Genomic DNA, 20,098 nt, shown 5'->3' with positions numbered 1-20,098 from the left:
CTGGCTTTTTGGTTGGTTTGAGGGTTTATTGGGGGATGGAGAGTAAATTAGGAAAAGTGGACAGTAAATATCAGGATTTATTAAAAGATGTATCTGGAAATGTTAAAGAGGGAGCAGCTCGTTCTTTTATTTGAGGAAATTAGATACCTAGCCAGTCTTGCGACTGGCCTTTTGGGTTGGTTTGAGGGTTTATTGGGGGATGGACAGTATTATAAGGAAAGTGGACAGTAAATGGTTAGAAGTGGATAGTAAATTTATAAAAGTCGACAGTAAACTAGGAGAAGTGGACGGTAAATATCAGGATTTATTAAAAGATGTATCTGGAAATGTTAAAGAGGGAGCAGCTCGTTCTTTTATTTGAGGAAATTAGATACCTAGCCAGTCTTGCGACTGGCTTTTTGGGTTGGTTTGATGGTTTATTGGGGGATGGACAGTATTATAAGGAAAGTGGACAGTAAATGGTTAGAAGTGGATAGTAAATTTATAAAAGTCGACAGTAAACTAGGAGAAGTGGACGGTAAATATGAGGTTTTATTGAAAGTGGTATTTGGAAAGGCCGATGAAGGAGGGTTATTTCTATAATTGGGGTAAATTAGTAAGTTGGGCCAATCTTGCGATTGGCTTTTTGGTTTGGTTTGAGGGTGTATTGGGGAAGTGGACAGTAAATATGAGGTTTTATTGAAAGTGTGGTATTTGGAAAGGGTTATGAGGGAGAGTTATTTCTATAATTGTGGGAAATTAGTTAGGTGTGTCAGTCTTGCGATTGGCTTTTTAGCGGGAGCTAAGACTTGATCCGGAAAATAGCATGAAAAGTTTAGGAGTGAATATGATTGTAGAGGGGACATGTTTACATTAATGTGAGGTTGAGTTTTGTTTGGTTTGTTTATTACTTTTTTAGAAAAATATAAGTTTGTCTAAAAAAAGAGATATTCGATGTATTTTTAATGACAAAACTCACTGACATTATACACATTTTGTTGTTAAATAGAGGTTGTTGTCGAATTATTAGGTAGGTTATTGGGGTCTTGCGAACCCTTTATGCACGTCATCTTCCGCTAACGCTCCAGATCACGTGCGCTAAAGCATGTCCTTTTAATCTAGTGTCGGGTTCGCTCTTGCGTCATCTCTGAAGTAATTCAAGATGTGTTTCTGTGAGATCACGCAAACGCTCAGGGGAGGGGACTTCATGTCGACGACTTAGTTCAGGTAAATTGTAATTCTACCCGCCGGATGCTAGCACATCCTGCGCTTCAGCTATCGCTGAAGCTTGCAAAATTCCTGATTGAAAGTCTCTTTTGAGAGCGAGCTCTCAAGAGCCTTTTAATCAGGAATTTCGCGGCGGATAGAATTCCAATTATTATGAATTCGGCTTGTCGACATGGGTTTGTAACAATGCTATAATGAATTCGGTTACAATATTCATTAGTATGAAAATTTACAACATTGGAGGGGATAGACATGGAACTTCTAAATGTATATCAGAATAATTATCTGATCGTCTTTGCGTTTCTATGTCTTGGGGTGCTGCTGCCTGTGGTGGCTTTATATTTAGGTAAGCTTCTGCGGCCGCATAAACCGAGCGAAGCGAAGTATACCACATATGAGAGCGGTATTGAGCCTTTTCACGATTCCCGTGTACAGTTCAATGTCCGCTATTATATTTTTGCCCTGATGTTTGTTATTTTTGATGTAGAAACCGTGTTTTTATATCCGTGGGCGGTGGCTTATGATAAACTGGGGATTTTTGCACTAATCGAGATGTTGATTTTCGTTATTATGTTATTAATTGGCCTTGTGTATGCCTGGAAAAAGAAGGTGCTACGATGGAATTAAAACTAGATGGCATTTCACAACAAGAAATGTCCGAGTTACAGCGAAATGTATTTATGACTACGCTAGAGCAAATTAAAGCTTGGGCTCGAAGCAGTTCGATCTACCCGGTGACATTTGGTCTGGCTTGTTGTGCGATTGAGATGATGGGTGTAGGCGGAGCGAATTATGATTTGGATCGTTCGGGTTCCTTTTTCCGTACATCACCACGCCAGTCGGATTGTATGATTGTGTCTGGAACGGTGACGAAGAAGATGGCACCAATTTTACGAAGATTATATGACCAAATGCCTGAACCGAAATGGGTCATTGCGATGGGTTCTTGTGCGACAGCAGGTGGGCCGTATGTAAAGTCTTATTCCGTCGTTAAAGGAGTCGATCAAATCGTTCCTGTCGATGTGTATATACCTGGATGCCCTCCAAACCCAGCCGCTTTAATTTATGGAATCAATAAATTAAAGGAAAAGATTCGTTATGAGGCGAAGACTGGGAAGAAGGTGATCTAACCGATGAGTGGGGATAAAGATCTTGATCAGTTAAAAAAGGAAGCCGTTGAAAAGGCCAAAGCTGCAGCGGCGGCGAAACGGGCGGCGAAGGCCGCAGGGGAAGCCTCACCAACTCCGAAGCAGGAGGAAAAACCGGTGGAACCAGTTAAGGCCGAAGCACCAGAGCCAGTACCGGCAATAGACGGCGACGATCTAGCGAAGAAAAAGGCGGCGGCGGTAGCGAAAGCGAAGGCGGCAGCAGCGGCAAAGCGAAAAGCGATGGAGCTTGCTGGCGGTACAGCCCCAGCCGAGGAATCTGCGCCAGCTGATACGCCGGCACCACCAGCAGCTGAAGCTTCGGCTTCAGACGACAGTGACGATTTAGCAAAGAAAAAGGCAGCAGCGGTAGCGAAAGCGAAAGCGGCGGCCGCAGCGAAGAAAAAAGCGATGGAACTAGCTGGCGGAGCAGCCCCAGCAGCTGAATCCGAGGCAGGCGATAACGCCGCAGTCGGCGACGATGCTAAGGCAAAAGCGGCAGCAGCGGCCAAGGCAAAAGCAGTGGCGGCAGCAAAGGCAAAGGCAGCAGCGGCGGCAAAAGCTAAAGCGGCAGGAGCAGGAACCGACTCAGTCGCACCAGCAGGCGGCGATGACGAAAAAGCAAAAGCGATTGCGGCGGCTAAAGCAAAGGCAAAAGCAGCGGCAGCAGCCAAGGCGAAAGCGGCAGCGGGCGGAAAAGTCGACGAGACAGCGGCACCGACAGCCGAAACGAAGCCATCACCAAACCAGCCATACCTCGATAAGTATGTGAAGGTGATTACCGAACATCTGGGACCAGATGTTTTAGCAGATTCTTATATTAATAAACTATCTAAGGACGTTCCAACCCTCGTGGCGAAGCGTGATACATATTACAAAGTAGCTCAATTTTTAAAATACAACGAGCTCTTAGGGTTCGATTATTTATCAGAGCTTCATGGGACAGACTTTGAAACACATATGGAAGTTTATGTTCACTTGTACTCATACAAAAACCGTCAGTCCGTCGCCCTAAAAGTGAAGATTGACCGCAGCGAACCAACAATCGAGTCCTTGCAGCCGCTTTGGGCAGGCGCAGAATGGCCTGAATGTGAAGCCTATGATTTACTAGGAATCAAGTTTCCAGGACATCCAGACTTACGGCGCATCTTGCTGGGCGAAGATTGGGTTGGCCATCCACTGCGAAAAGATTACGAGCCGTACGACGTGGAGGTGTAACCAATGATCAGAACAGAAGAAATGATATTAAACGTCGGTCCTCAGCATCCAAGTACGCACGGAGTGTTCCGGCTGGTTGTTAAAATTGATGGGGAAATCATTACCGAAGCGAAACCTGTCATCGGGTACTTACACCGCGGAACAGAAAAGTTAGCTGAAGACCTGCAATATACGCAGATTATTCCTTACACCGACCGAATGGACTATTTGTCCTCGATGACCAATAACTACATCCTCTGTCATGCCGTCGAAACGATGATGGGGATTGAAATTCCTGAACGAGCTGATTTCTTACGTGTGATTGCGATGGAATTGAACCGGATTGCCAGCCACCTTGTTGCCTGGGGTACGTATATCCTTGACTTAGGTGCAACAAGTCCGTTCATCTACGCCTTCCGTGACCGCGAAATGATTATTAATATGCTCAACGAATTATCGGGGGCCCGCTTGACCTTCAACTATATGCGCGTTGGCGGCGTGAAGTGGGATGCACCTGAAGGCTGGATTGAAAAAGTAGGCAGCTTTGTACCATATCTGCGCGGCCAGCTGAAAGGCTATCACGAGCTTGTCAGTGGAAATGAAATCTTCCTCGACCGGGTCAAAGGCGTCGGCAAGTATACAAAAGAAGAGGCGCTTCAATATTCACTGAGCGGACCAAACCTGCGCAGTACGGGCGTGAAATGGGATCTTCGTAAAGATGAGCCTTATTCCGTTTACAACCGTTTTACCTTTGATGTACCAACCTCAGAAGACGGCGATTGCTTAGCTCGCTACCATTTGCGTTTGGCGGAGATTGAAGAATCCTTGAAAATCCTTGAACAAGCCGTGGAACAATTCCCTGGTAAAGGTCCCATTATGGCGAAAGTACCAAAAATCATTAAGGCACCTAAAGGCGAAGCCTTTGTCCGCATTGAATCACCGCGCGGAGAGATTGGCTGCTATATTTACAGCGACGGCAAAAAAGAGCCGTACCGCTTAAAGTTTAGAAGACCATCCTTCTATAACCTGCAAATTCTCCCGAAACTTTTAAAGGGTGAAAACATTGCAAACATGATTGCTATTTTAGGGGCAGTTGATATTGTCCTTGGGGAGGTTGACGGCTAATGATAGAAGAATTGCTCCAGTCAAGTCCGGGTTGGGCTAACTTTGGAATTTTCCTTTTACTCGGCGCTGTCTTGCTTTTAATCGTATTAGGATTTGTTACCTACGGAATTTTAGCAGAGCGGAAAGTCTTAGGCTACATGCAGCTGCGCCATGGTCCAAACCAGGTCGGCGGTAAATGGGGACTATTACAAACCGTCGCAGACGTCCTCAAGCTGTTACTAAAAGAGGACATCATTCCAAAGGCAGCCGACAAGCCATTATTTATCATTGCACCAGTTATCGCCTTCGCGCCATCCTTTATGGTCCTGGCGACAATGCCGTTCACAGACGCCTTTCAGTTTGCTGACATTGGTGTCGGGTTACTCTATTATATAGCCGTTAGCGGATTAACCACCTTTGGCATGCTCCTTGGCGGCTGGGCATCAAATAACAAGTACGCCCTCTTAGGAGGAATGCGTGCTTCAGCCCAAATGATTTCCTACGAAATCCCGTTAGTCATGTCCGTCCTAGGCGTCATCCTTTTATCAGGAAGTTTAAACCTAAATGATATAGTCGAAGCACAAAAACATGGCTGGTTCATACTCTTACAGCCAATCGGCTTCATCGTCTTTTTCATTGCATCAATCGCCGAATTAAATCGGACACCATTCGACCTGCCGGAGTCGGAAAATGAACTAGTTGCTGGATACCACGTAGAATATTCCGGATTCCGCTGGGCCTTCTTTATGCTCGCTGAATATGTGTACTTATTCGCAATGTCCGCACTCATTACCGTCGTCTTCCTTGGCGGATGGCTGGCACCAATCAGCTTCCTGGACTTCATCCCAGGCGCCGTCTGGTTCGCACTTAAATTCAGCGTCGTCGTCTTTGTCTACATCTGGCTGCGGGCCACACTACCACGTTTCCGCGCCGACAAACTCATGGAATTTGGCTGGAAAGTACTATTGCCAATCGCACTAGCAAACATATTTCTAACAGCCTTAGTTAAATCTTTATTCTTTTAAAAAAGCTGTGTTTAAAGGTCAGTATTGATTTTTATAACCAAGTTGATTAAAGCGCAAATCAACAGCCAAGTTTAACACAACGTAAATAAAGGAAACCATCTTTAAAATGTAAAAGGGGTGAAAAACGTGCTTGGATTAGCAAAAGGCTTGAAATATACCCTAAAAAACTTGACCAAAGAAAAGGTTACGTATGATTATCCTAACAAGCCGCTTCCACTGCCAGACCGGTTCCGCGGTATTCAAAAGTTTTATCCGGAAAAATGTATTGTTTGTAATCAGTGCATGAACATCTGTCCGACGGATTGTATTAATTTAACGGGTAAAAAGCATCCGGACCCAACGAAAAAAGGGAAAATCATTGATACCTATGATATTAACTTTGAAATTTGCATCCTTTGTGACTTATGTACGGAGGTATGCCCGACCGAAGCGATTATCATGACCAATAACTTCGAGCTCGCTGAATACAGCCGTGACATGTTATTTAAAAACCTAGAATGGTTAGATGAAAACGATGAAAACATACGGCAGGTGAATAAACCATGACCTTTTCCGGCGAATTCCTCGCTTTTATGGGACTCGCACTTGTCGCCATTATTGGCGGTGTGCTTCTTTTAAACCTTACCAAGGTGGTTCATATGGTCGTTTCACTGATCTTCACCTTTGTCGCAATCGCTGGAATTTACGTGCTGCTGTCAGCCGAATTTGTGGCAGCTGTGCAAATCTTAATCTATTCAGGTGCGATTACCATCATCATGCTGTTTGGAATCATGTTAACAAAGCATAATGATGAACATGAGCCACAAACCGGCAAATGGAGAAAAATCCTCGTCTTCTTAGGGATTCTCGGCTTTGCATTTGCTGTTTACATTGGCATTTACAATTTCAATATCGCACAGGTTCCGACCACCTTGCATGAAAACAACACGATGCAAATCGGTAAAGCACTTTACTCAAAATACATCATTCCGTTTGAGTTAACGTCTGTTTTACTACTGGTTGCCCTTGTTGGTTCGATTATCTTAGCGAAAAATGAGAAGAAGGAGGCGGACGACCAATGAGTTCTGTTCCCGCTTCAGCCTTCCTGGCACTTGCACTGATCTTGTTTTGCATCGGTTTATACGGTGCACTTACCAAAAGAAACACCGTGATTGTCCTGATTTCGATTGAATTAATGCTGAACGCGGTCAATATTAATCTTGTAACCTTCAGCAAATATGGAATGGCGCCATCCATTACCGGCCAAATCTTCGCCCTGTTCGCGATCAGCGTCGCAGCAGCCGAAGCAGCTGTCGGTCTAGCCATATTAATCTCACTCTACCGCGCCAAAAAGACCGTCAACATCGACGAAATGGACACAATGAAAAACTAAAAAAAATTGGGTGTCAGGCACCACGAAAAGACACTTCGCCATTTTGTCCACGGTGGACGGACACTGAAACTTTGTGTTTGGTTGTCCACTGTACGCGGACATTTATGTGGATTTGTCCAGGAAGGGTGTCAGGCACCAGATAAAAATAACTTTCGACAAAACTCGGGTGGTGACAGTCACCGCCCGTGTCTAAGGGGATAGTGATAATGATGGAGAATGCATGGCTCATACCGCTTTTCCCGCTATTATCGTTTTTGATCCTTCTTCTTTTCGGGAAGCGACTGAAAGAGGCGAGTGCGTATGTGGGGATTCTGCTCACATTGGCATCGCTTGTCTACTCGATTTTGGTATTATTCGAGCGCTTTTCTGAGCCAACCTATGTTACGAAATTTGACTGGCTCACGATAGGAGATATGCATCTAACAGCGGGCTTTGAAGTGAATCAATTAAATGCATTAATGCTGTTTATCGTATCGCTCGTAAGTTTCTTAGTACATACCTACTCCAAAGGTTATATGCAAGGGGACGAGCGGTTTCCAGTATTCTATGCCTATTTAGGACTCTTTACGTTTGCAATGCTTGGTCTGGTGATTTCACCAAACTTACTGCAAACCTATATTTTCTGGGAGCTTGTCGGTGTCGGTTCCTTCCTATTAATCGGTTTTTATTTTTACAAGGACGAAGCAAAGGCGGCCGCGAAAAAAGCGTTCATTATGACCCGGATCGGGGACGTAGGCTTATTTATCGGCATGATTCTGCTATTCTGGGAAACCAAAAGCTTTGAATATAGTGAAATTTTCGCTGCTGTTGATGCCGGTGCGGTGTCAGGCACCATGATTACCTTAACTGCCATCCTTATTTTCATCGGGGCGGTGGGAAAGTCGGGTCAGTTCCCGCTTCACACTTGGCTTCCGGATGCGATGGAAGGTCCGACGCCTGTTTCGGCCTTAATCCACGCGGCGACGATGGTTGCTGCCGGTGTTTATTTGGTAGCGGCACTATTTCCACTGTTCGCAGCAAGCAAAACAGCGCTCCTTACGATCGCCGTCATTGGCGCATTTACCGCGATTTTTGCGGCAAGTATTGGTCTTGTGCAAACTGATATCAAACGCGTACTCGCGTATTCAACGGTCTCACAGCTTGGCTACATGATGCTCGCCTTAGGGTCTGCCGGTTATGTTGCTGGGGTATTCCACCTGATGACACACGCATTCTTCAAGGCGCTATTATTCTTAGCCGCCGGCTCCGTCATTCATGCGGTACATACTCAGAACATCGAAGAAATGGGCGGACTTTGGAAAAAGCTCAAACTAACCGGACCGCTTTTCTTAATTGGAACACTCGCGATCAGCGGTGTCCCAGGGCTTTCCGGATTCTTCTCCAAAGATGAAATTTTAGTTGCGGCCTGGGAAGGCGGACATCCATTCCTCTTCTTACTCGCACTTGCGGCCGCATTTATGACAGCTTTCTATATGTTCCGCTTGTTCTTCATGGTATTTACCGGTGAAGCACGCGGAGAACAAAAGCATGTGCACGAATCACCAGCGAACATGACTTACCCGATGATTCTCCTCGGTGTGCTGGCGATTGTTGCTGGTTATGTCAATACACCTTGGTTTGGAACGTTCCTTGGCGACTGGCTTGTCGATGGCAACGAAGCGCTCGCACACCATGGTCACGTCGAAGGTCCAGGCTGGATCATGATTGCCGCAACGGTTGTTTCCTTAGCGGGAATTTACCTTGCATACTTGATGTACAGCAAGCGGTCTGTGGCCCGCAACTGGTTAAGCGGCACAGGGGATACATTACACACGATTTTAACGAACAAATATTACGTCGACGAGTTCTATCAACTGACGGTCGTCGCATTCACCAAAGGACTCAGCTACTTTTTACGGTTCATTGATGTCTTCCTTGTCGGAGGACTCGTCAAGGGCGTAGTTGGGATTGTCCAAGGTCTTGGGGCAGCAGGTTCGAAGCTGCAAACCGGACAGGTTCAAACGTACGGCGCGGTCGCCTTTATTGGGTTAGCGGTACTCGTTGTCATCTTTGCATTAACAGGGGGGTACTTACGATGAATTTAACATTTGTTCTTTCAATCCTAGTATTCTCCCCTTTACTAGGTATCGTGGTTTTGGCTTTTATGCCTAAAACGGAAGAAAAAGCGATTAAAGCGGTAGGCTTTCTAGCCACACTGCCGGCCTTACTGTTGGCAATCGCGGCTTATCTGCATTATCAATTTGGCAAGGATTTGGCGGACTTTACCGTATCCGTCCCGTGGATTCAATTCCGCGGCATTGCAGGCATCGAAGAGCCAGTTTTCTCGGTGTACTATGAACTTGCCTTGAGCGGCTTTCAACTCTTGCTGGTCGTCCTCACAGCGGTCGTAGCGACGCTGTCAGCGATTGCGGCGGCAAAGTTTGTGAAAAAAGAATGGAAAGGCTATTTTATGCTCTTCCTTCTGTTAGAAATCGGAATGCTCGGCGTGTTTACCGCCGAAAACTTAATTCTGTTCTTCATCTTCTTTGAAATCACCTTAATCCCGACCTTCTTCTTAATTGGAAAATGGGGTTATTTTGAAAAAGAAAAGGCAGCTTACAGCTTCTTAATTTATAACGGCTTAGGGTCAGCCGTACTGCTTATCGTGATCATGATTCTGTTTGCAAAAACAGGCACAACAAACATTGATACGTTAGTCCAAATGGTGGCTGATCCAAATGCGCCGCTGTCTGGCGACTTGAAGCTTGGCTTGTTCATTTCCTTATTGATCGCGTTTGGGGTAAAATTACCGATTTTCCCATTACACAGCTGGATGCTGAAGGTACACGTTCAAGCGCCGCCATCTGTTGTTATGATCCACTCAGGGATTCTCCTGAAAATCGGTGCGTACGGATTAATCCGTTTTGGGATGGGTATTTTTCCCGAGCAATTTAAGACACTTGCGACACTGATTGCTGTCCTTGGAGTGATTAATCTCCTTTACGGGGCGTTTCTAGCGTTCATTCAAACAGATTTTAAAATGGTTTTGGCTTATTCATCCATTTCTCATATGGGAATTGTGTTAATCGGACTTGCGGCGATGAATGAGGCTGGGGTTCAAGGGGCGATTTTCCAAGTGATTTCGCACGGATTGATTTCCGCGCTGTTGTTCTTCTTGGTGGGCATCCTTTATGAACGCACCGGTACATCGCTGATTGAGAATCTGGGCGGAATGGCGAAGGGCATGCCGATTGCAGCGGGCTTCTTGTTGGCTGCAGGGATGGCGTCGCTTGGCTTGCCAGGGATGTCTGGATTTGTCAGTGAGTTTATGGCGTTCCTCGGTCTTTTCAAAGAAATGCCGTGGATTGCCGCAGTTGGTACGATCGGGATTATCATGACGGCGGCTTACTTGCTTCGCGCGGTGTTAGGGATCACGTACGGCAAGTCACATCGTGAATTTACCGGCATCCTCGATCTTAAAGGCGTGGAATTCATGCCGGTGGTTATTTTGATGCTGTTAATCGTTTTAATTGGTGTTTTCCCAAGTGTCCTCAGCGCACCGCTACAAACTACACTTGAAACGATCATGCTAGGGATAGGAGGGTGATGAAGGATGAGTCTTGAGACCTTGCAGCAAATCAATTGGAGTGCCATGACGCCAGAGTTCATCATCCTTGGTGTATCTGCACTTCTTACACTTTTAGATTTATTTATGCCGAAAAATATGGATCGAAAAATTCTCGGCTGGATCGGGATTGCGGCCATTTTTGCAGCGATCGTTTCTGTGCTTGGCATGGTCGGCGGACCAGTGACGTCGATTTTGGAGAATTCATTCCGTTTAGATAGTTTCGCGATGGCCTTTAAATTATTGCTTCTTGCGGGTGCAGGTCTGGTCATGTTCTTGGCCATCAGCTATGAGCCGAAAGAAGGCTTGGAAGAATATCGCGGCGAGTTTTATTACTTGTTCTTATCGGCCTTGCTCGGTGCGATGATTATGACATCCAGCGGCGATCTAATTACGCTGTTTATCGGCTTGGAATTGTTAACTGTTTCTTCTTATATTTTAGCGGGGATCCGCAAGTATCATTTAGAGTCTAACGAATCAGCGATGAAATACGTCATCAATGGCGGAATTTCAACTGCGATTACGTTGTTTGGGATGAGCTATATCTATGGCTTAACAGGCTCAACCAACTTGCTCGACATTGCCGGCCGGTTGTCCACGGTTACGGATGGCCAGCAAGCGTACTTGTTAACCTTGGCATTTTTGATGGTTTTTGTTGGATTAGCCTTTAAACTGGGTGCGGCTCCGTTCCATATGTGGGCACCTGATGTTTACCAAGGGGCGCCAACGCCGGTTACTGCTTTTCTAAGTGTGGTTTCGAAGACAGCGGGCTTTGTGATTGTGCTCCGCATTTTGTTAACAGTATTTGGTTCGGCTGCATCGGTTGGAAATTCACAAATGCCGATTTTGCTAGAGATGCAGGACTATATCGCCTTTATCGCTGGGGCAACTATGATTATTGGTAACGTGATCGCTTTAAAGCAGTCGAACATAAAACGAATGTTTGCTTACTCAAGTATCGCTCATGCCGGCTATATTTTAGTGGCGTTAACATCTTTGAGCTCGAATATGTTTTATTCAATCTGGTTTTACCTGCTCGCTTACTTATTCATGAACCTTGGCGCGTTTGCGGTCATCCAGGTGGTTAGCGAAAAAACAGGCTCAACGAAGATTGCGGATTTTGCTGGATTGTATCGCCGCTCGCCGGTGCTTTCAGTCGTGATGGGCTTACTGCTTGTTTCGTTGGCAGGTTTCCCAGGTACAGCTGGTTTCATCGGAAAATTAAACATCTTTATCGGGGCATTTTATGGTACGCCACATTATGTGCTTGCGTCGATTATGATCGCGACGACGGTCGTCTCATATTTCTATTATTTCGGCATAATGACGCAAATGTTCTTCCGTCCGGCAAGCGATGACAGCAAGTTCAATCTTCCATTCGGGATTATTGTTGTCTTGATTGTTGCGGTGGTTGGTTCAGTACTGTTTGGTGTAATGCCGAATATCGCTTTAGATTTTATGCAAAATAACCTTGATATCTTAGCAGACTTTTTCAGCTAGTCGTTAAGGGAGATTTTTACTGGCAACTTTGGGGAAGGCAGCCGGTCAAATTAAAGGGGTTTTATACAGGAAGAAGAGGAGGTTGGGGAACCTCTTCTTTTTTATTTTTGGCGCGTTAACATAGCCCATATGTTATATCAAAATGGCTGCAAACAACGTATTCGTTTTTGCGGTATCTTCGGCTGCAGTGCCTGTTTCTTCAGTAACGTAAACAGCATGATTGTGATCTTTACCGATTAACCTACAATGTTTTTTTTTCTCCTCTTATTTAAAATTTGTATGTCTTATAAAAAAATAAAAGTATGACAGTTTTACTAGGTTAGTATAATGATAGGAAACAAAAAGGAACTTTCCTTTTGTTTCCTATCCCTCATCATAATGAAGAAAAGTTGTATCAACCGACCAGATAAAGCAATAAAAATTCGCCTTCGATTCGAGTCATAGGAAGGTGAATTTTTTTTAAAAGATAGAAAATGTGTTTATTTTTAAAATATGGGTACAAAAGGAAACTTTTCTGACCTTCTTTGTGATAGAATAATCATTGTGTGAAAAAAGGAGGTTACCGAGTGATAAATGATTTTGGGCAAATTGCCGTGTTAAGTATCCTGTCTCATTTAATTTTTATAACGATTTCCTGGTGGGCCCTACAAGCAATCCGTTTAGAAAAATTGCTGAAACCCAACCATGTATTTCAGGCGCGCTTACTTTACATATTATTAGCAATTTTCGTCGGATCATCTGTTAGTAACTTTTTCCTTGATTATCTCCAATGGTCTAGACAACTACCTTTGATCATGCAAAATATTCAATTGGTAAAAATTTAGGTCTTCGTACATGTTCCAATTTGTTAATAAATTGAGTACAATCGTCTTTATGTGGAAAAATAACTTCAAATGAACTGTCATAGAGTTTGGAACTTGTCTAAAAGTGACGACATTTCCCAAGTATGCTACTCCTCTACCTGGTAACAATGGTAATGAGGGGGAGTAGAGATGAAGAGAAATAGTAAGATCCTTTTGAGCGTGATAACAATCATCAGTTTAATCCTGGTTGTTATTGGGAACCAAACTGAAGCAAACGGTGGCGGAATCGGCTCCATTTTTCAAAAAGAAATGGACTTAACGAAAATCGGCTCTATTTTACAAGCCGAAGATATTTTGCTCGATGATTGGACTTTTTATGCAAGAGAGCATGTGGATAGCCTAAAAAGTGAGCAGGAAGTTAAGGAATATGCTAAAGAGCTTCAAAAGAAGTTTCCTGATTGGGAATGGTCTGTAAAAAGTACCAGCGAAAAATGGGAAGTAACGGCAGTATCTCCAACGACTAAACACCACATAGAAAAGCTTCAAATATTGGCAACCCACACAAAACAACCGGTTAATGCGTATATAGTATATAGTATCAGTGGTAAAGAGTGGAACAAGTCTACTGAGGCCTATTTCACGACCCGTCAATTTAAATCTAGGCTGTCTGACATATTTCGAGGGAAACCAACAATTTTCTCTTGTATGAAAGGTACGGTCGGTGATAAGATGAATACGGCTTTACCCAAGACAGCGAATCATTTGCTGTCCGTATTTAAGGCAAAAGAAATCGAAGCGTTAAAAGAGGAGACATTCATGTCTGTTTCGGCGAACTCGCCGATGTTTAAAGGCTCCATAGATGATCAAAGAGATAACATGAATTTACAAATTGGTATACGCTCCGAAGGATTGGGCGGTAAGACTACCATCGTAGTTGGCACACCAATCATTACGATTGAATATTAATATAGAGAAAATGGACGCGGAGGGGAATACTCTTGGAAAAGATTATCGTCCGCGGCGGAAAAAGGCTTGATGGAACTGTTAAAGTAGAAGGCGCAAAAAATGCTGTCTTGCCTGTACTCGCTGCAACATTATTAGCAAGTGACGGAAAAAGTGTAATTCGTGATGTACCTACACTCTCCGATGTATACACAATTAATGAAGTTTTACGCAACTTAAACGCTGAAGTGTCGTTTGAAAACAATACAGTCGTAGTAGATGCATCCAGAGTGTTAAAGGATGAGGCGCCGTTCGAATATGTTCGAAAGATGCGCGCGTCTGTGCTTGTCATGGGATCATTACTCGCTCGAAATGGCCGTGCACGTGTGGCCCTGCCGGGTGGCTGTGCTATTGGATCCCGTCCTATCGATCAGCATCTCAAAGGCTTTGAAGCCATGGGAGCGTCAGTGAAGGTAGGAAACGGTTTTATTGAAGCGGAAGTTAATGGCCGCTTAAAAGGTGCAAAGATTTATTTGGATTTCCCAAGTGTTGGGGCTACCGAAAACATTATGATGGCTGCAACTCTTGCGGTTGGTACGACCATTATTGAGAACGTGGCAAAAGAACCAGAAATCGTTGACCTTGCAAACTTCTTGAATAAAATGGGCGCTAAGGTTCGCGGCGCTGGCACTGGGACCCTTCGTATTGAAGGTGTGGACGTGTTATTTGGCGCAGAACACCATATTATTCCTGACCGAATCGAAGCGGGAACCTTTATGGTGGCTGCCGCAATCACTGGCGGAAATGTATTGGTAAAAGGCGCAGTTCCTGAACATTTATCTTCTTTGATTGCAAAAATGGTTGAAATGGGTATCACAATCCGTGAGGAAGTAGATGGCGTTCGTGTCATCGGAACCGATCGTTTGAAGGCTGTTGACATCAAAACGATGCCGCATCCAGGTTTCCCAACCGATATGCAATCACAAATGATGGCTTTATTGCTTCGCGCAAACGGCACCTCGATGATTACAGAAACTGTGTTCGAAAACCGTTTTATGCATGTTGAGGAATTCCGCCGCATGAATGCCGACATCAAAATTGAAGGCCGTTCTGTTATTTTAAATGGTTCTTCCAATTTACAAGGTGCGGAAGTATCTGCAACAGATCTACGTGCCGCTGCCGCATTAATTTTGACTGGTTTAGTTTCTGAAGGCATGACACGCGTGACCGAGTTGAAACACTTAGACCGCGGCTACGTGGATTTCCACGGCAAGCTAGCAAGCCTAGGAGCCGACATCGAGCGTGTTACAGAAGCAGACGAAATATTCACAGAAGTCCAAGACTACGTATCGGATATGAACGCTTAGTTTGGATCTTAGATCTTAGATCTTAGATCGTGTAACTTGTATCGGATTGTTAGGCGATGCTTAACCAAATTCCTACAGCCAATAAAAGCAAACGCAAAACAACGGGCCCTGATGTAGAATCAGGGCCTTATTTATATTTTCCGGGAATCGTGGCGTGGTGCGTGTGTGTAGTGTGTGGTGCGTGTGGTGTGGACGTTTGTGTTTCTTTGGTGCCTGACACCATAGAAGGACATTTGTGTTTGAATGGTGCCTGACACCAATAAAAGACATTTGTCCACGAGCGGTGCCTGGCACCCGTTTCATTATTTATATAAAAAATCCGTAATAAATGCTTGTCCGCCTCCATATGTATTAATTGAGACGCAACCCGCCTGTGCTGTAGGCGGGGTTGTGAATTTGCAAACTGGAGGCACTATCATGATAAAAATCAAACCTTTCGTCGTACTAGCAGCAGTCCTCATTGCCTTGACATTAATTATTCCCGCAGTGCTTGTGTTACCGTTTTCGGATGAGCATCGGGCGAGTGGAAAGTTAGGGGAGGATTTAACCAAGACCCCGGCCAAAGAAACCAAAGCGGTGCCCACTTCTTCCGATCCGGCCGTCGAAGTTGCGGTGTTCCGTACCTCAAAATCCCAAATTGAGAATGTACCATTAGAAGATTACCTCGTTGGTGTGGTAGCAGCTGAGATGCCGACAGAGTTTAAGGAAGAAGCCCTGAAGGCCCAGGCACTAACAGCGAGAACATATATCGTGAAAAGGTTACTAAGTAAGGATACGCTCGGCGTCCCTAAAGGTGCGCAGGTAACGGACACCCAAATCCATCAGGTTTACATGAATGATGATGAACTAAGAAGGGAATGGGGAATGGAGTATGACGCGAAAAGGAAGAAGATTTTAAACGCTGTTCGGGCAACGGCTGGGCAAATTTTGGCCTATGATGGCGAGCCAATTGATGCATTGTTCTTCTCCACGAGTAATGGATATACGGAAAACTCGGAAGATTATTGGGCAGGCAACATCCCATACTTAAGAAGTGTATCCAGTCCATGGGATAAAAATTCCCCGAAATTTAACAGTCAAAAAGTTATGACGGTTCATCAGTTTGAGGCACGGCTTGGAGTGAAGCTCGGTTCGGGGTCGACGATTGGAAAAATTGTCGATCGGACAGAGGGGAAACGTGTCGGCAAGGTTGATTTTAATGGAAAGGTTTTGAGCGGGCGCGATATCCGCGATAAACTGAATCTGCGGTCATCTGACTTTGCCTGGAAGCGTAAGGGCGATAATATTGTAATTTCCACCAAAGGATTCGGGCATGGCGTCGGAATGAGCCAATACGGGGCTAACGGAATGGCAATGGAAGGAAAGAATTATAAGGAAATTGTGAAGCATTATTATCAAGGAGTCGAGATTACGTCGGCGGATCAAATGCTAGATACGGTTACTGCGAAGAAATGAATAAGTGGGGAGCCAGGCGGGAGAGATGCCTGGCTTTTTTTGATGGATTTTAGGTGTGAGGTTTTGAAGTTGGGTGGGTTCGACAGTAAAAGTGGACAGTAAACCTTGGGAGGTGGACAGTAAAGGTTAGAAAGCCGACAGTAAATCCTTGGAACCGGACAGAACACTGTTCAAAGTGGACATTAAACCAGCTTTTCATAGAAACGGGAAGAAATAATTTCCAAAGTAGTGTCCATTTTTGCAGGAATTTGCGGAGGAAGAAAAAAGTATAGAAAAAAGGAAAGGAATGATGCATTTGTTTTGTAAAGAGTGCACGATGTCATTAAGAATCCAGAAACTAGAAATTATCCTTCAAGGTGGGAGGCTGCCATACAACCATCCGATTTATCCTGAAGTAGTGGCGGAATATAAAAGTAGGATGGCTGGCTATCGGGGGGAAAAGTCCCTGGTCTTTCACCTAAGCATGCTTCCCGATGAAAAATACTACATTTTCCATGGTATACGACTATTATATCAAGGTTACTATTTTCAAATTGATTACCTAATCCTTTGTTCAGCATTTGCCTTAGTTCTTGAAGTGAAAAATATTAGCGGGGAGTTGAAATTTGAAAAAGACTTTAACCAGACTACTTGTAAAAAGAACGGGAATGAGGAAAGAATCAAAAACCCTGTATTACAAGCAAAGCTCCAGGCGAAGAAACTGAAAGGATGGCTAAAAGAGCATAATTGTACAGCAATACCAATCCATTATCTTGTTGTAAACAGTAATGAAAAAACCACGATCACGTCATCCTCGGGAAACGAACAGATCACTCGGCATATTTGCAATAGTGAGGATTTAATAGACAAAATAGATCAAATAGCAAATTTTAATAAGGAGGAGAAATTAGATAGTAAAGAGATGAAAAGAATAAAACGGCTTCTCCTCCCAAAACACACTCCCGAAAATCCAGATATTCTTAAACAATTCAACCTATCTCCATCAGAACTCCTCCCGGGCGTAAAATGTCCCATATGTAGCTATGTACCTATGAACTTACACTATGGAACATGGTGCTGTCCAAAATGTAAACTGAAATCCAAAACCGCCCATATACCAACAATCAACGATTATTTTCTGCTGGTAAAGCCTTCAATCACGAATGCGGAGCTGCGGGAGCTCCTTCAAATTGGTTCGACTAGTATCGCAAGTAAATTCTTAACTTCCATGAACTTACTTTTTACAGGAACATATAGAAACCGGGTCTATCATCACCCACCTAACAATCTAAAATAACCACCGCAAAAGTTGCAGTGGCTACACACGCCCCAGCACCTTCCTAAGCCGCGCAAACCTCCCTTTAAACAATGCCCCTCTGATAAAATAAAAACTAACCAAGATCCCTGTGAAGTCTTTTACAAGGTCAAAGAGCGAGGAAGAGCGATAGGAATAGAATGATTGGTGGATTTCGTCGCTGATGCCGTAGAGGGCTGCGAAGACTGCACAGGCTATATTCAACGCCGGTGTGAAGGCAGCGCGGCGAGTTAACATCGCTAGCACGAGCAAAACATACAAAATCGCGAACTCTATTAAATGCAACGATTCCTTTATAAAGTGGTCGATTTGGGAATCGGGCAGCTTTACAAAATGGTCCGCTGGCAGACTAGACATAATCCAAATGGCTGCCATATAGGCAAACGGGAGCACCCGCAACACCCATTTTATGATTTTCATGAAAATTTCCTCCTATATAGTAAAAACATTTTTAAAATAATTTTTCACCCTTCATGCATAAAAACATAAACACTGTTAAAAAATAAGTTCAAAAAATTTTTTTCGCTCGTGTATATAATTCTACTTATCTGTTCAGAATGATTGCTGAGGTGATGAAAATGAGAGAGGAAGAAAACAAACGATCTTCTCAAAGTTCCAGCGTAAAACGCTTTTTCAAAAAGCGTTGGGTATTTCCAGCCATCTATATTGCAAGTGCAGCACTCATTCTGACCGCAGTACTATGGTATCAATCGAGCAACAGTGCGACAGACAAATACGATTACAAATCCACTGATATTGCCGGTAAAAAGAACCAAGAACCAGCGATTGAAGTTAGCAAAACACTTGAAAACTTCAAAATGCCAGTGGAAAATGCAGACGCAGCAGTCGTTAAAACGAAATTCTATGATTTCAATGGAAAAACAGAAGACCAGGAAGCGGCTTTGGTATTTTATAATAATACCTACCAGCCAAACACTGGAATCGATGTTACCATGAAAGACGATGAGTCCTTTAATGTCGTTGCAGCATTAAGCGGTACGGTCACACGAGTTGATGAAGATGCAGTCCTTGGGAATGTCATTGAAGTGGAACACGACAAAGGTATTGTAACACAATATCAATCCGTAAAAGACATAAAGATCAAGGTTGGCGACGAAGTAAAACAGGGACAAGTTCTTGCCACGGCTGGACAAAGCTTGTTCAATGAAAAAGCTGGAACACATGTACATTTTGAAATTCGTAAAGATGGAATTGCTGTAAATCCGACTAACTATTTTAACAAATCGTTAAGCACGTTACAGGAAGCCGAACTTTCGAATGAAAAGGCAAGCGAATCAGTAGAGACTCCACAAATGAAGGAAGAACAACAAAAGATTGAAGACCCAGCAAACTCTTCCGACCAAGAAACAAATGTGGACGAAGAATCATCTACTTCTACAAAAAATACAAATTCATAATATCGTTACAAAGGGGAAGGGGAATTCTTTCCTCTTTTTTTCGTTTAGATGGCTTTTGAGGAATTAAATGGCATAAAGGCAGAAATACTAACTTGGATAAAAAATTCCTCACTGGAGGTCTAATATTATGAAAAAGAAAGATCAATTGCCAACAGTCATTAGGATAGGATTAATCATGTTATCCTGGTCCTCGATTTTCTTTCTCCCAAAAGAAGCAAGAAAAAAGTATTTGCCGGTTGCCACTTTTTCATCTTTATTGGTCGTTATACTAAGTATGTTATCGTTTCATTTTAAATGGTGGAGAGTAAAAGGTGGAATACTAGATAAAATTTTTAATGATTTCAGCTTTATTTTTGGGCCCTACTTTGTGGGGACGATGTGGATTTTTCACCTTAGCTTCGGGAAATTTTGGCTATATAGTTTGATCAACATTTTTATGGATACGATCCTTTTATACCCTTTCAATTGGCTTTTTCAAAAGTTGAACGTTTATAAATTGGTCAACATTACACCTAAACAGCTTTTATATACTACGCTTAGTTTTGCTCTAGCTCTATATGGATACCAATTATATATAACGAGACCGAAATCCAGTGAGTAAGACAAGACTGGATTTTTTGTTGAGGAAAATTTAAAAGGTGTTTCTAGCATGTGTGTTAAAATGGT

21 protein-coding genes are annotated in these 20,098 nt (G+C 43.7%); 20 read left to right on the top strand and 1 reads right to left on the bottom strand.

Annotation, left to right across the window (positions count from 1 at the left end; genetic code table 11):
- Positions 1-199: 199 nt before the first annotated feature.
- From ACSU6B_RS10720 to ACSU6B_RS10635, 18 genes are all read left to right on the top strand, one after another.
- A complete protein-coding gene (locus ACSU6B_RS10720) occupies positions 200-361 on the top strand; it encodes a hypothetical protein (RefSeq protein ID WP_410885066.1) in 162 nt (53 codons plus the stop codon).
- A 65-nt stretch (positions 362-426) separates the two neighbouring features.
- Entirely contained in the window at positions 427-582 is a 156-nt protein-coding gene (locus ACSU6B_RS10715; RefSeq protein ID WP_410885064.1) for a hypothetical protein, read from the top strand.
- An 876-nt stretch (positions 583-1,458) separates the two neighbouring features.
- The gene (locus tag ACSU6B_RS10710; RefSeq protein ID WP_168241277.1) at positions 1,459-1,833 is read left to right on the top strand and encodes an NADH-quinone oxidoreductase subunit A; all 375 of its coding nucleotides are present in this window, start codon (positions 1,459-1,461) and stop codon (positions 1,831-1,833) included.
- Complete coding sequence (locus ACSU6B_RS10705; RefSeq protein WP_214999302.1) at positions 1,824-2,336, top strand: NuoB/complex I 20 kDa subunit family protein; 513 nt, start codon at positions 1,824-1,826, stop codon at positions 2,334-2,336. The genes ACSU6B_RS10710 and ACSU6B_RS10705 overlap by 10 nt, the downstream gene beginning before the upstream one ends.
- Before the next feature lie 3 nt (positions 2,337-2,339).
- Positions 2,340-3,569: an NADH-quinone oxidoreductase subunit C gene (locus ACSU6B_RS10700; protein ID WP_410885062.1), complete on the top strand. Its 1,230-nt coding sequence runs from the start codon at positions 2,340-2,342 to the stop codon at positions 3,567-3,569.
- A gap of 3 nt (positions 3,570-3,572) precedes the next feature.
- A complete protein-coding gene (locus tag ACSU6B_RS10695; protein WP_410885060.1) occupies positions 3,573-4,673 on the top strand; it encodes an NADH-quinone oxidoreductase subunit D in 1,101 nt (366 codons plus the stop codon).
- On the top strand, positions 4,673-5,677 hold the full coding sequence (gene nuoH, locus ACSU6B_RS10690) for an NADH-quinone oxidoreductase subunit NuoH (protein ID WP_410885058.1): 1,005 nt from the start codon (positions 4,673-4,675) through the stop codon (positions 5,675-5,677). Before ACSU6B_RS10695 ends, nuoH begins: the two co-directional genes overlap by 1 nt.
- A gap of 126 nt (positions 5,678-5,803) precedes the next feature.
- On the top strand, positions 5,804-6,223 hold the full coding sequence (gene nuoI, locus ACSU6B_RS10685; protein ID WP_088090191.1) for an NADH-quinone oxidoreductase subunit NuoI: 420 nt from the start codon (positions 5,804-5,806) through the stop codon (positions 6,221-6,223).
- Positions 6,220-6,738 carry an NADH-quinone oxidoreductase subunit J gene (locus ACSU6B_RS10680; RefSeq protein ID WP_214999308.1) on the top strand — a complete coding sequence of 173 codons (519 nt, stop codon included), beginning with the start codon at positions 6,220-6,222 and terminating at the stop codon, positions 6,736-6,738. Before nuoI ends, ACSU6B_RS10680 begins: the two co-directional genes overlap by 4 nt.
- Positions 6,735-7,049 carry an NADH-quinone oxidoreductase subunit NuoK gene (gene nuoK, locus ACSU6B_RS10675; protein WP_098932392.1) on the top strand — a complete coding sequence of 105 codons (315 nt, stop codon included), beginning with the start codon at positions 6,735-6,737 and terminating at the stop codon, positions 7,047-7,049. Before ACSU6B_RS10680 ends, nuoK begins: the two co-directional genes overlap by 4 nt.
- A gap of 206 nt (positions 7,050-7,255) precedes the next feature.
- Positions 7,256-9,127: an NADH-quinone oxidoreductase subunit L gene (gene nuoL / locus ACSU6B_RS10670; RefSeq protein ID WP_410885055.1), complete on the top strand. Its 1,872-nt coding sequence runs from the start codon at positions 7,256-7,258 to the stop codon at positions 9,125-9,127.
- Complete coding sequence (locus tag ACSU6B_RS10665; protein ID WP_410885053.1) at positions 9,124-10,635, top strand: NADH-quinone oxidoreductase subunit M; 1,512 nt, start codon at positions 9,124-9,126, stop codon at positions 10,633-10,635. The genes nuoL and ACSU6B_RS10665 overlap by 4 nt, the downstream gene beginning before the upstream one ends.
- A gap of 6 nt (positions 10,636-10,641) precedes the next feature.
- Positions 10,642-12,153: an NADH-quinone oxidoreductase subunit NuoN gene (nuoN, locus tag ACSU6B_RS10660; RefSeq protein ID WP_410885051.1), complete on the top strand. Its 1,512-nt coding sequence runs from the start codon at positions 10,642-10,644 to the stop codon at positions 12,151-12,153.
- Positions 12,154-12,719: 566 nt separating this feature from the next.
- Positions 12,720-12,977: a DUF1146 family protein gene (locus ACSU6B_RS10655; RefSeq protein WP_088090158.1), complete on the top strand. Its 258-nt coding sequence runs from the start codon at positions 12,720-12,722 to the stop codon at positions 12,975-12,977.
- 168 nt (positions 12,978-13,145) lie between these two features.
- Positions 13,146-13,922 carry a YwmB family TATA-box binding protein gene (locus ACSU6B_RS10650; RefSeq protein ID WP_410885049.1) on the top strand — a complete coding sequence of 259 codons (777 nt, stop codon included), beginning with the start codon at positions 13,146-13,148 and terminating at the stop codon, positions 13,920-13,922.
- A 32-nt stretch (positions 13,923-13,954) separates the two neighbouring features.
- Positions 13,955-15,265 carry a UDP-N-acetylglucosamine 1-carboxyvinyltransferase gene (gene murA, locus ACSU6B_RS10645; RefSeq protein WP_410885047.1) on the top strand — a complete coding sequence of 437 codons (1,311 nt, stop codon included), beginning with the start codon at positions 13,955-13,957 and terminating at the stop codon, positions 15,263-15,265.
- 417 nt (positions 15,266-15,682) lie between these two features.
- On the top strand, positions 15,683-16,720 hold the full coding sequence (spoIID, locus tag ACSU6B_RS10640; RefSeq protein ID WP_410885045.1) for a stage II sporulation protein D: 1,038 nt from the start codon (positions 15,683-15,685) through the stop codon (positions 16,718-16,720).
- Positions 16,721-17,036: 316 nt separating this feature from the next.
- Entirely contained in the window at positions 17,037-17,996 is a 960-nt protein-coding gene (locus ACSU6B_RS10635) for a nuclease-related domain-containing protein (RefSeq protein ID WP_410885043.1), read from the top strand.
- Positions 17,997-18,017: 21 nt separating this feature from the next.
- Here ACSU6B_RS10635 and ACSU6B_RS10630 read toward each other — a convergent pair whose 3' ends face one another.
- Positions 18,018-18,434: a VanZ family protein gene (locus ACSU6B_RS10630; protein ID WP_410885041.1), complete on the bottom strand. Its 417-nt coding sequence runs from the start codon at positions 18,432-18,434 to the stop codon at positions 18,018-18,020.
- 158 nt (positions 18,435-18,592) lie between these two features.
- On the opposite strand from ACSU6B_RS10630, the gene ACSU6B_RS10625 reads away from it, so the two are divergent.
- A complete protein-coding gene (locus ACSU6B_RS10625; protein WP_410885039.1) occupies positions 18,593-19,432 on the top strand; it encodes a peptidoglycan DD-metalloendopeptidase family protein in 840 nt (279 codons plus the stop codon).
- A gap of 127 nt (positions 19,433-19,559) precedes the next feature.
- Positions 19,560-20,033, top strand: coding sequence for a hypothetical protein (locus ACSU6B_RS10620; RefSeq protein ID WP_410885037.1), 474 nt, complete (start codon positions 19,560-19,562; stop codon positions 20,031-20,033).
- Positions 20,034-20,098: the final 65 nt, after the last annotated feature.

The organism is Neobacillus sp. C211, from assembly GCF_051842875.1.
Taxonomy (GTDB): Bacteria; Bacillota; Bacilli; order Bacillales; family Cytobacillaceae; genus Neobacillus.
The sequence above is the reverse complement of the archived record's forward strand: the minus strand, read 5'-3'. Positions and strand labels throughout refer to the sequence as shown.